The following is a 13,488-nucleotide window of genomic DNA, read 5'->3' on the forward strand; positions in this document are numbered from 1 at the left end:
CGGCGCGCCGCAGGCGTCGCCGCCGGGTCGCCACCCAGCCGCTCCCCAGCCGGTCAGGGTAGATTCTGCGAATGCCGGAGCTCGTGTACCCGCCCGTTATCGCCGCCGCCAAGACGCTGTTCCGGGTCCTCGACCTGAAGATCACCATCGAGGGCGCCCACCACGTACCCCGCACGGGCGGGGCGGTGCTGGCCAGCAACCACGTCAGTTACCTCGACTTCATCTTCGCCGGCCTGGGCGCGAACGCGTCGGGTCGGCTGGTTCGGTTCATGGCCAAGGATTCGGTCTTCACGCACAAGATCTCCGGCCCGCTGATGCGCGGGATGCGACACATTCCGGTGGACCGGCAGGCCGGCGCGGCCTCGTTCCGCGCCGCCGTGAGCGCGCTCAAGCAGGGCGAGGTCGTCGGCGTCTTCCCCGAGGCGACGATCAGCCGGTCGTTCACCGTCAAGGAGCTCAAGAGCGGCACGGTCCGGATGGCCCGTTCGGCGAAGGTGCCGGTGCTGCCGGTCGCGCTGTGGGGCACCCAGCGCCTCTGGACCAAGGGTCGCCCGCGCACGCTGACCCGCCGGCACACGCCGATTACCATCATGATCGGTGAGCCGATCAACCCGGCGGACTTCCCGGACCCGAACGTGCTGGCCGCCGAGCTGACCACTCGCCTCAGCGCCCTCGTCGACCGGGTGCAGCGGGATTATCCGGACACCCCGGCCGGCCCGGACGACACCTGGTGGCAGCCCTCCCACCTGGGCGGCAGCGCGCCCACGCCGGAGGAGGCCGCCGCCCTGGACGCCGCCGCCGAGCAGCGCACCCCCAGCGCGAACGAACGCTGACCCGGCTGTTCCGGCGTGCACCGGCCTCAGCGATGCCCGGATGCCGCGCCGCCGGCGAGCCCACCCCAGGAGGTCGGCTCCGGTCTTGAGCGGTAGTAGTCGTCCCGGGAGTAAAACTCCACAGGCAGCGAGCCGGGCAGCGTGATCCGGGTGTCGCCGGCGAGCAGACCCGGGCCGGCCCGCAGCAACAGCACGTCGCGCTCCTGGGCCGAGAGGTCGACAAGTTGCGGACGGGTCAGCCGAAACATGGCCACCGCCCGGCGGACCTGCCGGGCCAGCGCCACGACCTCGGCGGCCGCTCCGCTGAGGGCCAACGCCGGTTGCTGAATGGTGCGCAGCGCGTCGCAGACGATCAGCAGCTGCGCCGGTGTGTCCTGCTCGGTCGCCGGCAGCTCCAACCGGGACGGCCACTGCCAGCGGATCTGACCGCTCATCAGGCCGTTCAGGCGGCCGGGCGGCCGGGCCCGGTGCGTGCCGTCGGCGACCAGCGACAGTTGCGAGCCACTGCCCACCCAGCAGATTCGTTGATCGGTGACGGTCACCGCGACCGGCTCGGGCAGTTGCCAACGGCAGCGCACCTCGCTCGGCCCGAGCAGGTAGCCCGCGACCAGCAGCCGGTGTCGCCCGAGCACCCGCTCACCGGGCCTCGGTCGCACATTGTAGCGGCGGTCCAGGGTCGGGCCCACGTCGTCGTCCGGGGCGTCGAACCGGTGGGGACCGATGAAGAAGGGGGACGTGTCGGCGTGCATCGTCACGACCTTCCGGTCAGCTGGCTGTGTACTGAAGCCTGGCGGACCGGCCGCCCCCTGTCATGACGCCTGTTAGGGGGTCGTCCGGTCGTGCGTCGCCTGTGACCGGTAGATGCCGATCTCCTCCGGGCGGACGAGACCGTCCTCGATCGCACGGGCGAGCAGTGCCGCCTTTGTGGCGGCTGGCCGCCCCGCCCGGGTGTACTTGATCCGTGCCCGGTCGACGTACTGCTTCACGGTGTGCTCGCTGATCTGCATCCGCCGAGCCACCGACGCCTTGGACATCGACTGGAACCAGAGCAGCAGCGCCTCACGCTCCTTGTCGGACAGCATCGGCCGGTCCGGTCGCGGGTCGCCCACCATCGCACCGGCCAGCGCCGGCGGCACATACGGGCGGTCGTTCGCGGCGGCCAGCACCGTCTCCACGCAGTGCTCCCGGCCCTCGTGCTTGGCCAGGAACGCCACCGCGCCGGCGTCCAGCGCGGCGAGCATCGTCTGCGGATCGGTGTGTTCGGAGTAGACCACCACCCGCCGCCCAGCGGCGCTCAGCTCGGCCAACTTGTCCAACGCCATCCGCCCGTGCAGCCGCAGGTCGAGCAGGACGACGTCGGCGTTCGGCGCCTCCCGCAGCACCTCGTCCGGGTCGTCCCCGGTGGCGAGCACGGTGAGACGCGGCTCGGTGGCGAGCCAGGCGCGGACCCCCTCGACCACCACCGGGTGGTCGTCGACGATCGCCACCCCGACCGGCCGATCGCCGGTCACCGCCGCCACCGGGTCTGCGCCCATCTGATGTTCCCGTCCCGTTCGTAGAGGTACTGCACCGGCCCGCCGTCCTGCTCGGGTGGCGGTCCGGTCGCCTCCGGCCCCTCCCGGTCCGGCGTGACGAGGCTGACCACCACCTCGTCCGGGCCGGAGACCACTGTCAGTCGCGCCCATCCCCGGGCGTCGGCGAGGGTGCCGGTGAGCGGGTCGGCCAGCCGGCGGCGGACCTCCACCGGCAGCGGCGGCGGGGTGCCGATGGTGACCAGGTCGATCGGTAGGCCGTTGCGTTCCGCCAGGTCGGCGGCGGCTCGCAACTCGTGCAACAGCGGGTCGGGGACATCGTCGGACTCGGCGATCAGCCGGCGCAGCCGGGCGGCGGCCAGCACGCACCGACGCTGCACGTCCGGGTCGTCCGGGTCGGCCTGACCGGCGGCCAGGTCTCCGAGGACCCGCCCGGCCGCCGAGCTGACCAGGGCGAGCCGTTCCCGGCGTTCCCGGAGGCCACGCTCCGCGGCATCCCGCTCGGCGGCGATCGCATGACCGGCGGCCGACACGGCGGCCCGCTCCCGAGCCAGGCCGACGATGACAGTGCTGCCCACGAAGACCGCCACCGGCAGCGAGAACGTGCCGTAGACGTACATCACGTAGCGGGCCACGTCGGCCGGGTCGGGGCCGTGCCCGAGCACGGCGACCAGTGCGATCAACGCGTGCGTGCTGAGGAGCGCGATCAGCCCCACGACGCGTCGGCCCCACACCGCCAGCACGAAGAACCAGCCGAGCGTGCCCCACACCCAGTTGGCGGCGGTGAACAACTGCCGCTCTCCGGCCGCGGCGAAGACGGCCGCGTCGACGACCAGCAGCAGCCCGGCCAGCGGCCACGGCGGCAGCGGCGAGCCCCGCAGCAGCCGTACCCCGGCCACCGCGCCGGTCACGGCGACAAGTATCCAGGCGCCGAGCACCACCGCCGGCGCGGCGAACTCGGCGCGGGCGGACAGCACCGCCGGCAACGCGATCGCGACGTGCCAGGCCAACGCGATGGCGACGGCGGCGATCCGGGCACCCCGGTCGGACGCGTGCGCGACGGCGGCCGGCGCGGCGAGCGCCGCGGCGGAGACCGGCTCCCGGGGCGTCGGAACGCCGTGCCGGGCCGGTGTCTCCGCAACGTCGACGGGGTGCGCCGGGGCATTCAGGTCAGCCGACACCGGGCCACTCCAGTCGAATACGGGTGCCCGCGCCGACCGCCGAGCGCACGTCGGCCCGCCCACCGACCGTCGCCATCCGGCCCCGGATCGACTCGCGCAACCCGTACCGGTGCGATGGGACGGTGGCCAGGTCGAAGCCGGGGCCGTCGTCGGCGACCTCGACCACGACGCCGATCGCGTCCCGGGCCAGCCGCAGCGTGGCCGTGGCGCCCGGCGCGTGGCGGACCACGTTGGACAGTGCCGCGTAGGCGCTCTCGCCGATCGCGTCGGCCACCCCGACGGGGACGGCGCAGGACGCCAGGTCCAGCCGTACCGCGAGCTCGGGCAGCCGGCCGACCACCGACCGCAGACGTCCGTCCAGCGGCACCGGGCCGTCGCCGGCCACCGGGCCGACGTCGGTGAGCGAGACGAGGGTACGCAGGTCGGCCGCGCACCGGTCCCGGAAGGCAGCCGTGGGCGCGGCCACCGCGCCCAGCCCCACCATGGTCAGCGTGCCGAGCACGGTGTCGTGCAGATCGCGGTTCTGTTGGCGTTCGGCCTCGCGGGCGGCGCGTGCGACCAACGCCTGGCGGGTCAGCCGCTGGTGCTCGACGAAGGCGCGGTCCGCCCGGCCGATGCGTCGGCGCATGACCGCCGCCATCATCGCCGTGCAGGCGGTCTGCGCCAGCAGCGTGGCCGCGTGCGCCCGAGCTTCGGTGGGGTTGCCGGCCGCCTGTGCGCCGATCACGTAGGTGGTGATCACGAGTAGCCCGGCCGGGATCGACCAGCGCCCGGGGACGGTGGCCTGGGCGTTGATCACCGTGGTGCTGGCCAGCACGGCGATCCAACTGCCCTCGCCGGGCAGCACCTCGGGCGCCACCAGGACGGGGATGAGGAGACAGGCCAGCGCGGTGATCGCCACGTCACCGGCGACGAGGGCGGGGCTGATGCCGTGGCGCAACGCGCGGTGTGCGTACCAGAGGGACCAGCCGGTCAGCACGGCCACAGCGGGCAGCAGCGCCGCCTGGTCGACCGGCGGGGTCTGCACCGACACGGCCACCGCCGCGCAGAACAGCCCACAGGTCAGCCGCAGCAACGCCGGCAACGTGGTGAAGATGAGGCCCAGGGCGCCGCCGGCCGGATTGTCCAACGTGGGCGGCACGGCAGGAGTGGCAACGGCCGGCATCGGGAAGTGTCCTTCCGACAACGACCCGGTCCGGGTCCACACGGCGTAGATCGACATCGGACAATAGCATGTCGGGGGGCATCGGATGACCCTTAGTGTGCGCAGTGTCGCTAATGTGTCACTCTGTGCTGCGGGGCTGGAGGAGGTCCCAGCGGTTGCCATAGAGATCGACGAACACCGCTACCGAACCGTACGCCTCGTGCCTCGGATCCTCCAGAAAACGCACCCCGGCCGCCACCATTCGGGCGTGATCCCTGGCGAAATCCTCGGTGTGGAGGAACAGCCCGACCCGGCCGCCGGTCTGGTCGCCGACCCGAGCCCGTTGCTCGGCGTTGCTCGGCCGGGCCAGCAGCAGCGCCGTCTCCCGGGCCCCCGCCGGGCGGACCACCACCCAGCGTGAGCCGTCCGGTCGGGCGGTGTCCTCCACCAGCTCGAAACCGAGGCCGTCGACGTAGAAGTCGATCGCCTCGTCGTACTCCCCGACCAGCAGCGCGACAAGTCCCAGATGTGCCATTCGGTCATTCTGTCGGCGCGCGCCGCGAGCCTGCCCGGCGGCGTCCGCGCCGGTCACCCGCGTCACGTCTCAGGCCAGCCGGAACCGGGCGTGCCCGTCGTCCGTCTCATCCTCGGGTGGAAGGGTGGTGAGCCGGATGCGCTCGTCCCGGACGGTACTGGCGGTGGCACTGCTCGGCGTGGCGCTGAGTGGCTGCGGTGGCACGGGGGCCGGGCCGGAGGGCGGGGCCGGCGAGCCCGCTCCGGCTCAGATCGTCGATCGGTGGATCTCCTGCGCCAAGGACGCACCACGAGCCGGCGAGATGATCATGGAGGCGTCGCCGTCGGCCGTGAACGAGCCGACCATCGGTCGGATCGACCCCACGTTCACCCCGGTCGCGGCCGTGACCTGCGGGCGGGAGATTCGGCCCGGCCCCAACGGCGGCCAGGAGCAGGTCGCCACCGAACGGCGCGCCGAGGCGATCGCGCCGCTGCTCACCGCGCTGCGCCTACCCAGCGAGCAGGCCGGCGGGGAGGTCGCCTGCACCCTCGAGATGCTCGTGCCGCCGTGGCTGGCCCTGCTCGACGACCGAGGGCGCTGGCTGCGGCCCCACATCCCGACGGGCTCCTGCGGCAAGCCGCGCGCCGAGGTGATCACCGCGTTGGCCGAGCCACAGTGGACCACTGTGGACACCCGTACCATCCGGCCTGTCGAATCCGCGGCGGCCGAGGCCGCCGGATGCGCGCAGCAGTGGACGGACATGGTGTGGGTGGAGACCCGCAACGGTCGCCCCGGGCCGGTCGGGCCGATCACCCGACCGGCCGCCGGGCCGCTGCGCCTCTGCGTCTACGAGGTGCCCGCGTCGCTTCAGGAGGGCGACAAACCGGCGGGCGATTTCGTGTACGGCGGGCTGCTGCCAACCGAGCGCCAGGCGAGCGTCCTCCGGGCGCTGTCCAATCGCCGAGCGGTGGCCGACTGTGCCACCCCGGCGTCCCGCTTCGCCGTGCTGCGTCCACTCGATGGGGCAGGCTCCGACCGATACGTGGAACTCGACGGCTGCCGACGGTTCCTGGTCGCGCCAGTGACGGGCGGGGCGCAACTCGGCCAGGGCGACGACGCGCTGGCCGCCCTGCTGGGGCCCGTCTGAAGCGGCTCGGCGGAGCCGCGAGGACCCCCTGCCGCTACTTCGACAGGGCCCGCTCCAGCTCGCTCTTCGGCATCGACGAGCGGCCCTTGATGCCACGCTGCTTCGCCTCGTTGTACAACTGCTCCTTGGTGCGACACTGGGCGCCGCTGTGGGAGCGCTTACCGCCACGGTGCCCGGACGACACGTCGTTCCGGGAGGACGGGCTCGCCGTTCGGGACTCACCCGAACGGGCCCGTTCCTTGTTGACCGTGCGGGCCGCGATCTCCTTCGCCCGGCCGGAGGAGGCGCCCCGCTGCTGCGCGCTCTCCTTGACGTGCTCGTACTGTCGTTCTCTCTTCGGGCTTGATCCTGCTGGCATCGGTGCCTCCCAACCTCCGCTGTCGGTGCGGTCGAAACCCGGCTCCGCGCTTCTGAGCTGCCATCGGCACATCCCGAGCCGGGGTGCGGTATTCACGCTGTCTGAGCAGATGCCCCGCCGTCGGGGTGGTCAAACGAGTGCGCGTTCGAGCCGGTCCGGCCGCACCTTCGGGGAGGTTCGACTCGGCGTCGTATAGTTGTCGCCGCAGCCGACGCCTGGGCGTCGGTCAGTCAGCGTCCAGCAGCGGGCGCCCGGGCTCGGTTGGCGAGTCCGTGCGGTGCCCCGTGCTCGCGGTGCGCCATCACCACGCGCGCTGCCGTCGCCTTCCTGCAACCGGCATGCGCCCCGGGCACGAGGACCTTGACGTCATGGCACAGCAGCCCATTGATCCCAATGCGGCGATCTCCGAACTCGGCCAGATCAAACTCGGCGAAACCAACCTGTCCGGGGTGTTGACCCAGGTCTCCGAGTTGGCGCGGCGCACGATCCCCGGCGCGGAGGAGGTGTCGGTGACGTTGCTGAAGCAGGAGGGCGCGCACACCGCCGCGTTCAGCGGTGAGATGGCGCTGCGACTCGACGAACTGCAGTACGAGCACGGCCAGGGCCCGTGTCTACAAGCGGCCAGAGAGGCCACCGTCGTCTCCGTCCCCAACATGTCCGAAGAGGCCCGTTGGCCGCAGTGGGCGGCCCAAGCCGTGCAGGGCGGAGCCCACAGCTCACTGTCGATCGGCTTTCCGATCCAGGAGTCCGTGCTCGGCGCGCTGAACATCTACGGGGCTGAGGCAGGGGCCTTCGACGACGACGCGGTCACCCTCGCCCGGACGTTCGCGGGGTACGCGGCCGTCGCCCTCGCCAACGCCCACCTCTACGACGCCACCGCCACCCTGGCCGCTCAGATGCAGGTGGCCATGCAGAGCCGGGCCGTCATCGAGCAGGCGAAGGGCATCATCATGGGTGAGCGCCGCTGCACCCCCGACGAGGCGTTCGCCGTCCTCGCGAAGGTTTCCCAGGACTCCAACCGCAAACTGCGGGAGGTCGCCGCCGCGCTTGTGGAAAGGGCCACCCGACCGCCGAATCTCAAGCGTGATCGCGGTGGGTCCGGCAATCTGCCGTAGGCGTTCGGCGATGGGCCGCTGTGCCGCAGCGCGCGGCGGCTGGTTCGGACGCGCCGACTGGCGGCCGACCGCCTGGTCGATTATCGTCGAAGTCGGTCAAGCCACGCGCCAATCCTGTTAGGGATTTACACAGGAGGCGTGTGCTCCGATGACTGAGCGTGCTTGGTTGCCCCAGACCCCCGTCGACCTTTCCCCGGCTGCCGTCAACCTTGGGCAGATCACACCGGCGGCGCTCGCCGGCAGCCAGCGGCACGGCCTTCTCGACACGGACGCCTCCGGGCCGTCGTTGCAGGTGACCCGCTACACCGAACCCACGAGCCTGTCCGCGACCATCGCGACCGACCGGGTGGTCGTCGCTCCGATGGGGTACGTCGACATGGACACCGCGCCACGCCTGGCGACGGCCCTGACGAACGCGATCGACGGCCACCCCGACGTCTGCTGCGACCTGAGCGGCGTCGGCTTCTTCAGCGCCGCGGGTGTGCACGTACTCCTGCTGGCGCGCGACCGCGCGGAGCGGGTCGGCTCCCGTTTCTCGATCCGAGGCGCCGGGGGAATCACCCAGCGGGTGCTGCGGATCACCGGGGTGGAGCGGCTGCTCCTGGGTCCCGAACAAGACACCGGCCCAGGCGCGCGGCTCGGCTGATCCGCAATTCCGCCACGCGGTGGCGTCACCAGGTGTCGGGGCGGTCGAGATCGCGGGCCGGCCGGTATCCGCCGAGGACCGCCAAACCCTCCGCCTCGGTGTAGCCGTCCCCCCGACCCTTGCGGAACGCCTCGACGTAGCAGGGCTTCACCACCATCTCCAGCACGTCCCTGCCTTGCCGGCGGGCGCGGTAGGGGCCGGCAACAAGATCCCCGCGCCGGGCGTCGTCGACGGCCGGAGCGAGTTGCGCCCGAACAGTCAGCCAACGGCCGGATGCGTCACCGACCACCAGAGACCCCTCGACGAAAGAGTCCCGCGCCGACCGGCCGAGCGTGACCGAGCACTCCAGCAGTCGTCCGTCGGGCGGCAGCGACTCCAGACGAAACGGCACGACGCAGCGGTGGGCGCCGTCGAAACGGACCTGGCTCGCCGTGCCCGTCGCCTCGTCGCTGGTGGTCGCGTACGCGTCCAACTGGGCCCACAGCCCGGCAGCCGGTTGCCAGCGAACGAACCACAACTTCCGGTCGCCGGACGGGTCGAACCAGGCGACCCCAGGGCGGTCGCCGATCCAGACGTCGGTCCGTGGCTGCGGCCGTCCGTCCGAGGACAGCGTCTGCTGGAGCCCGTCCAGCAACGCCTCGCTGCGGGCCAGCACGAAACGGGCCTGACCGCTCGGCCCCCGGAACTCGACGCTCTCGGTGCCGCGTCCGGCACGCCAGGTCGCGTACTCGGCATCGTTCACCAGGGTGTCGGTCGAGAAGTGCAGCGTGGCGGGATCGGCGCCAACCGCCTGGGGGCGGGCGATGGCCCCGGTCCGTGCCGGCGCGTCCGGCAACGTGAGCACGGCGCCGATGAGCGGATCGACCGACACGGTCGGATCATCGATGGTCCCGACACCCGGGATCGCCAGCACCACCGAGGCGAGAGCGACACACGCAGCCCCCATGCCGCCGGCGATCAGCCCCCGGCGCCGCAGTCGCAACCGCCGTCCCCGATGCCGGGCCTGCGCCACGATCGGCGTCGGGTCGATGTCGCCGCCCGCCCGATGCTTGAGCGTGGCGGCGAGCTGCTCATCGAGGTCACTGAACATCAGAGCTCTCCCGCCCATTCGTGGGTTGCTGCAACCTGTCGCTGACGCAGGGCCGCCAGGGCCCGGCTCGCGTGGGTGCGTACCGTCCCGGTCGAACAGTCGAGGATCTCGGCGATCGACGTGTCATCGAGGTCCTCGTAGTAGCGCAGAACTATCACGGTGCGTTGACGCGCCGGCAGATCACGGACCAGCCGCCACAGGGCGTCGCGCTCGGCGACGTTGGCGGCCTCGTCCACGTCGCCAGCCCGATCGAGCACCGCGGCGACGGAGATCTCCCGGCTGCTGCGCCGACGCCACCACGAGTTGTGGCTGTTCACGAGCATGCGCCGGACATAGGCATCGGGACGGTCCGTCCGTGAGATGCGGCCCCACCGGGCGTACGCCCGCGCGAGGACGTCCTGAACCAGGTCCTCGGCCCGGTGCTCGTCACCGGTCAACAGCCGGGCGAGCCGCACCAGCGCCGAAGTGCGAGCGAACGCGTACTCCTCGAACGTCACGCCCTATTAACGCCGTAGGCCGGCGGCCCCGTAGACACCTGCCGGGCACTTTCTGCGAAGCAGGCCCGGATCACCCTCGTGACGCGGCTGCTTGGGGAAGCGCTTGGCGCTACGGGGCTGAGCGGCCATGCGCAAAGCCCGAGGACTACCCATGTGCTCGGAGAAAATCTATGTGCGAAGCGCTAGACATCCTTGCCGGTGTCGGCTAACGTTCCTGTGGTCGAGAACAGAGCAAACAAAGACGCTGACGTTGCCGCCCCGCACGAGGGCGAAGGAGTGGGGCCAGGAAGTCGATAGGCCCAGCTCGGTTCGGCGGCAGAAGTTTTGCCGTAATGAGGTAGTGGTGTGACAGCGGGTGGGGCCGACGCTGGTTCAGGGCTTCACCCGAGGTGAGAAGGGTTCGTCGCACGTGTCAGGGCCAAGAAGTCGCGTGGGGCTCGGACACCGACGGACAGCACGAAGCAAGACAGAGGAAATCAGAGGCAAGGGAGGGCATTACACCGTTGGATCGCCCGCAGCCAGCCGCATTCCTGGGCTGGGCGCGGACACCGCAGTTTCCCTCGAACGAGAGGTGGTCTCCGGTCACGCATATGCGATCCTCGCACCCGAAGCCGTCCCTGACGGCCGGTGCGGACAAGACAAGCCGACGTTCCGTCGGTAGATGGTGTTCCTGACCCACAACCCTTGGGCCCCGGTGCTTCCGAGCACCGGGGCCCTCGTGATGGAGGTTCCATGGCTCAACCCGACGACATGCTCGACGATGAGGACTACCCCGCCTACACCATGGGCCGCGCCGCCGAGATCATCGGCTGCTCGCAGGACTTCCTCCGCCGGCTCGGTGACGCGAAACTGATCGACCCGCAGCGCTCCAGTGGCGGGCACCGCCGCTACTCCCGCTACCAACTGCGCCTCGCCTCGCGCGCCCGAGAGATGTGCGACCAGGGCACCGACCTGGCCTCGGCCTGCCGGATCATCATTCTTGAGGACCAACTCGAAGAGGCCCTCCGACGCAACGAGCGCCACGAGCAGGGCTGAGTACATCCTCCGCAGTGGGCCTGCCCCGAAGGTGACGCCGCGCGCCACGGTCCCTGCCTTGTCAGGCAGGGACCGGCTGTCTTCTGTAGAAGGGTCTCGGTTGGTGGCGGAAAGCCGCCGACCTGCGGTGTGGCGGGTGCGCCCGGCAGGATTCGAACCTGCGGCCTTGGGATTAGAAGTCCCCTGCTCTATCCGCTGAGCTACGGGCGCGTGTGGCGTGGATGTCGCGCCCAGAGGGTACCGCCGTCCCACTGCCCGACGGCGAAAAGGGTGCCCGCGTCCACGTTGCCGAGCAGAGTCTCACGTCCGCCTCGTAGCGGGCATCCGGGTTACCGCGAACCGGCCTCGCCGCGGACCGTACCTTTGGCTGGTGTTGCTGGATTCCGACGCCGAGAGCGACGTCGCCTACGAGCTGTGCCAGGTCGTTGGTCGCGCCATCCTGCCGTACCGGTCATCGGGCGACTTCGGTACCGCCTTCTTCTTCCAGGCCGGCGACGACCCGGTGGGGGAGTCGCTGCTGACGGCGGCCGACCTGGTGGGCGGGCCCGGGGGTGAGTTGGGCCTGCGGTCGAGCGTCACCGAGCCGGCGGGGGTGGCCCCGGCCGTCATTTCCGAGGCCGAGATCGTGCCCGGTTGGGCCCGCTTCCCGGGTGACGGGGTCGCGGTGTTGCCGACCGCTGGCCTGCACCGCTACGCCGGCGACGGCGGCTGGCGGTGGCGCGTCCAGCCGGTGCCGGCGGGGATCGCCGCCGGGCCCGAGGTGGTCGCCCGCCTCGGCGCCGACGCCAGTTCCGCTTTCGTGCTGGCCCATGGGGTACGCGAAGACCTGTCGCGTCCGCTGGAGGTCGCGATCGAGCGGGTGGTCCGCGACGGGGACGCCGTGCTGATCACCACGGAGCTGCCGCCGGGGTACGTCGGCGCGCCGGTCTTCATCGTCCAGGCTGAGGCCACCGGTGAGGTCTCCCCGTACTGCCTGGGTCTGGTCCTGCCCGGCGTCGGCGAGCATCCGGTGGCGACCTTCGACCGGATCCGTGCCGTCCTCCCGGCGACGCCCGGCGACGTCTGAGCGGCGAGGTCTGGGCGGCGAGGTCTGTGCGCCGAGGTCTGTGCGGCGACGTCTGTGCGGCGACGTCTGTGCGGCGACGTCGTCCGGCCTGCTCAGCCGCCGGGCGTCGCCCCTGCCGCGTCGGCTGTCCGTGCGTTGGTCGGGCTGTCAGCTCGGGGTCGCGCCGGCCGGCGTTGCATCAGTTGGGGCCGCCACGTCTGACTGTGCGGCGTCGGCCGACGCGGTGTCGGTCGGGTCTGTGTGGGCCGGGGCTGCGTCGGTCGGCGCTTTGTCGGCCGGTGGGGTGGGGCCGGCGGCGAGGAACGCCTCGGCCCAGCGGCCCACCTCGTCGAAGACCTTCTGCCGTACGGCGGGGCCGGAGAGCGTGAGGTCGTGCAGCCCGCCGTCGAAGCGGGCCAGGGTGACGTGGCGGCCGAGGCGGGGCGCGTAGCGGACCATGTGCTCGACGTCCAGTACGGCGTCGGCCAGGGTCGCGTTGTCGTGCCACTTGGTGCCCCGGAAAGAGCGGGTCGAGCAGGCCAGCAGCACCGGCACCTGGATGTCCAGCCCGGCGCGGAGCTGGCGTTGCCCGGTGCGGATCGCGTTCAGCCAGCCGGCCCGGACCGGGAACCCGGCGAGCGGTTTCCACGCCAGGTCGTAGGTCCACTCGCCGCGGTGGTCGGAGTGGATGCTCTCGCCGTACACCGTGCCCAGCCCTAACGGGAGGATGCGGTGCGGCGCCCTGCGGCCGAGCCGGGACACGGCGGCCGCGAGGGGTCGACGGACCGCCCAGGGGGCGTTGAGGTCGAAGAAGGGGCTGTTGAGCACCAGGCCGTCGATGGTGCCGGTGTCGCGGCGGGCGTCCGCCCAGAGCGAGATGATCAGGCCGCCGGTGGAGTGGCCCATCGTCAGCAGGGTCTCGTGCCCGTCGTCCTTGCGGATGATCTCGGCGGCGGCGTCCAGCTCGGGGAAGTAGTCGCTGATGTCGCGGCAGAAGTTCGGGGTCTGGGCCGGGAGCAGGCTGCGACCGTACTTGCGCAGGTCGAGCGCGTAGAAGTCCCAGCCTCGCTCGGCGAAGAAGTCGGCCAGATGCGTCTGGAAGAAGTAGTCGACGAAGCCGTGTACGTAGAGAACAGCCCGCCCGGTGGGGCGCTCGGCCCGTCGCCGGACCAGGGTCGCGACAACGGGGCCTTCGTCGTCGGTGCCCAGGTCGATCGTCTGCCGCTCGTACGGCGGCCCCAACACGTCCGGTTCCACGAACGCGACGCTACGCCGCCGCCCTACCCAGCGGTAGCCCGAGCCCAGGTGACCTGTGCCCCCGCGATCTTGCACTTTCTGCCCCGGCATAAGG

15 protein-coding genes and 1 tRNA gene are annotated in these 13,488 nt (G+C 71.6%); 6 read left to right on the forward strand and 10 right to left on the reverse strand.

All coding sequences use genetic code 11. The annotated features are described in order from the left end of the window. Nucleotides 1-71: 71 nt before the first annotated feature. Nucleotides 72-833, forward strand: a complete 762-nt coding sequence (locus tag ACLQ3B_RS21420; RefSeq protein ID WP_425782455.1) for a lysophospholipid acyltransferase family protein — start codon at nt 72-74, stop codon at nt 831-833. Nucleotides 834-859: 26 nt separating this feature from the next. Here the strand turns inward: ACLQ3B_RS21420 and ACLQ3B_RS21425 are convergent, their stop codons facing one another. From ACLQ3B_RS21425 to ACLQ3B_RS21445, 5 genes are all read right to left on the reverse strand, one after another. Further along, nucleotides 860-1,582, reverse strand: a complete 723-nt coding sequence (locus ACLQ3B_RS21425) for a hypothetical protein (protein WP_425782456.1) — start codon at nt 1,580-1,582, stop codon at nt 860-862. Nucleotides 1,583-1,654: 72 nt separating this feature from the next. Further along, nucleotides 1,655-2,368, reverse strand: a complete 714-nt coding sequence (locus ACLQ3B_RS21430) for a response regulator (RefSeq protein WP_425782457.1) — start codon at nt 2,366-2,368, stop codon at nt 1,655-1,657. Beyond that, nucleotides 2,341-3,546: a hypothetical protein gene (locus ACLQ3B_RS21435; protein ID WP_425782458.1), complete on the reverse strand. Its 1,206-nt coding sequence runs from the start codon at nt 3,544-3,546 to the stop codon at nt 2,341-2,343. Before ACLQ3B_RS21435 ends, ACLQ3B_RS21430 begins: the two co-directional genes overlap by 28 nt. Further along, the gene (locus tag ACLQ3B_RS21440) at nt 3,536-4,711 is read right to left on the reverse strand and encodes a sensor histidine kinase (protein WP_425782555.1); all 1,176 of its coding nucleotides are present in this window, start codon (nt 4,709-4,711) and stop codon (nt 3,536-3,538) included. Before ACLQ3B_RS21440 ends, ACLQ3B_RS21435 begins: the two co-directional genes overlap by 11 nt. A gap of 118 nt (nt 4,712-4,829) precedes the next feature. Beyond that, nucleotides 4,830-5,225 carry a VOC family protein gene (locus ACLQ3B_RS21445; RefSeq protein ID WP_425782459.1) on the reverse strand — a complete coding sequence of 132 codons (396 nt, stop codon included), beginning with the start codon at nt 5,223-5,225 and terminating at the stop codon, nt 4,830-4,832. Nucleotides 5,226-5,361: 136 nt separating this feature from the next. Between ACLQ3B_RS21445 and ACLQ3B_RS21450 the strand changes: the two genes are divergently transcribed. Beyond that, nucleotides 5,362-6,351 carry a hypothetical protein gene (locus tag ACLQ3B_RS21450; protein WP_425782460.1) on the forward strand — a complete coding sequence of 330 codons (990 nt, stop codon included), beginning with the start codon at nt 5,362-5,364 and terminating at the stop codon, nt 6,349-6,351. Between the two features lie 34 nt (nt 6,352-6,385). Here ACLQ3B_RS21450 and ACLQ3B_RS21455 read toward each other — a convergent pair whose 3' ends face one another. Then, on the reverse strand, nt 6,386-6,709 hold the full coding sequence (locus tag ACLQ3B_RS21455; RefSeq protein WP_425782461.1) for a plasmid stabilization protein: 324 nt from the start codon (nt 6,707-6,709) through the stop codon (nt 6,386-6,388). Between the two features lie 368 nt (nt 6,710-7,077). Here ACLQ3B_RS21455 and ACLQ3B_RS21460 point away from each other — a divergent pair, with 368 nt between their 5' ends. Both ACLQ3B_RS21460 and ACLQ3B_RS21465 read left to right on the forward strand, forming a co-directional pair. Further along, nucleotides 7,078-7,824: a GAF and ANTAR domain-containing protein gene (locus ACLQ3B_RS21460; protein ID WP_425782462.1), complete on the forward strand. Its 747-nt coding sequence runs from the start codon at nt 7,078-7,080 to the stop codon at nt 7,822-7,824. Nucleotides 7,825-7,972: 148 nt separating this feature from the next. Then, a complete protein-coding gene (locus ACLQ3B_RS21465) occupies nt 7,973-8,470 on the forward strand; it encodes an STAS domain-containing protein (RefSeq protein WP_425782463.1) in 498 nt (165 codons plus the stop codon). 25 nt (nt 8,471-8,495) lie between these two features. Here the strand turns inward: ACLQ3B_RS21465 and ACLQ3B_RS21470 are convergent, their stop codons facing one another. Both ACLQ3B_RS21470 and ACLQ3B_RS21475 read right to left on the reverse strand, forming a co-directional pair. Further along, the gene (locus tag ACLQ3B_RS21470) at nt 8,496-9,560 is read right to left on the reverse strand and encodes a hypothetical protein (RefSeq protein WP_425782464.1); all 1,065 of its coding nucleotides are present in this window, start codon (nt 9,558-9,560) and stop codon (nt 8,496-8,498) included. Beyond that, a complete protein-coding gene (locus ACLQ3B_RS21475) occupies nt 9,560-10,057 on the reverse strand; it encodes a SigE family RNA polymerase sigma factor (protein ID WP_124822124.1) in 498 nt (165 codons plus the stop codon). The genes ACLQ3B_RS21470 and ACLQ3B_RS21475 overlap by 1 nt, the downstream gene beginning before the upstream one ends. A gap of 732 nt (nt 10,058-10,789) precedes the next feature. Here ACLQ3B_RS21475 and ACLQ3B_RS21480 point away from each other — a divergent pair. Further along, nucleotides 10,790-11,092 (forward strand): MerR family transcriptional regulator, encoded by a 303-nt coding sequence (locus ACLQ3B_RS21480; protein WP_425782465.1) that lies wholly within the window; start codon nt 10,790-10,792, stop codon nt 11,090-11,092. A gap of 137 nt (nt 11,093-11,229) precedes the next feature. Here the strand turns inward: ACLQ3B_RS21480 and ACLQ3B_RS21485 are convergent. After that, a tRNA-Arg gene (locus tag ACLQ3B_RS21485) sits at nt 11,230-11,302 on the reverse strand. A 160-nt stretch (nt 11,303-11,462) separates the two neighbouring features. Here ACLQ3B_RS21485 and ACLQ3B_RS21490 point away from each other — a divergent pair. Then, nucleotides 11,463-12,158, forward strand: coding sequence for a hypothetical protein (locus ACLQ3B_RS21490; RefSeq protein WP_425782466.1), 696 nt, complete (start codon nt 11,463-11,465; stop codon nt 12,156-12,158). Between the two features lie 147 nt (nt 12,159-12,305). Here the strand turns inward: ACLQ3B_RS21490 and ACLQ3B_RS21495 are convergent, their stop codons facing one another. After that, the gene (locus tag ACLQ3B_RS21495; RefSeq protein ID WP_425782467.1) at nt 12,306-13,394 is read right to left on the reverse strand and encodes an alpha/beta fold hydrolase; all 1,089 of its coding nucleotides are present in this window, start codon (nt 13,392-13,394) and stop codon (nt 12,306-12,308) included. Nucleotides 13,395-13,488 lie beyond the last annotated feature (94 nt).

Origin of the sequence: Micromonospora sp. DT53 (assembly GCF_049841535.1) — a bacterium.
Taxonomy (GTDB): domain Bacteria; phylum Actinomycetota; class Actinomycetes; order Mycobacteriales; family Micromonosporaceae; genus Micromonospora.

Coding starts and splice junctions, on each gene's coding strand:
- ACLQ3B_RS21420 (WP_425782455.1), top strand. CDS start 72: ATGCCGGAGCTCGTGTACCCGCCCGTTATCGCCGCCGCCAAGACGCTG.
- ACLQ3B_RS21425 (WP_425782456.1), bottom strand. CDS start 1,582: ATGCACGCCGACACGTCCCCCTTCTTCATCGGTCCCCACCGGTTCGAC.
- ACLQ3B_RS21430 (WP_425782457.1), bottom strand. CDS start 2,368: ATGGGCGCAGACCCGGTGGCGGCGGTGACCGGCGATCGGCCGGTCGGG.
- ACLQ3B_RS21440 (WP_425782555.1), bottom strand. CDS start 4,711: ATGCCGGCCGTTGCCACTCCTGCCGTGCCGCCCACGTTGGACAATCCG.
- ACLQ3B_RS21445 (WP_425782459.1), bottom strand. CDS start 5,225: ATGGCACATCTGGGACTTGTCGCGCTGCTGGTCGGGGAGTACGACGAG.
- ACLQ3B_RS21450 (WP_425782460.1), top strand. CDS start 5,362: ATGCGCTCGTCCCGGACGGTACTGGCGGTGGCACTGCTCGGCGTGGCG.
- ACLQ3B_RS21455 (WP_425782461.1), bottom strand. CDS start 6,709: ATGCCAGCAGGATCAAGCCCGAAGAGAGAACGACAGTACGAGCACGTC.
- ACLQ3B_RS21460 (WP_425782462.1), top strand. CDS start 7,078: ATGGCACAGCAGCCCATTGATCCCAATGCGGCGATCTCCGAACTCGGC.
- ACLQ3B_RS21465 (WP_425782463.1), top strand. CDS start 7,973: ATGACTGAGCGTGCTTGGTTGCCCCAGACCCCCGTCGACCTTTCCCCG.
- ACLQ3B_RS21470 (WP_425782464.1), bottom strand. CDS start 9,560: ATGTTCAGTGACCTCGATGAGCAGCTCGCCGCCACGCTCAAGCATCGG.
- ACLQ3B_RS21480 (WP_425782465.1), top strand. CDS start 10,790: ATGGCTCAACCCGACGACATGCTCGACGATGAGGACTACCCCGCCTAC.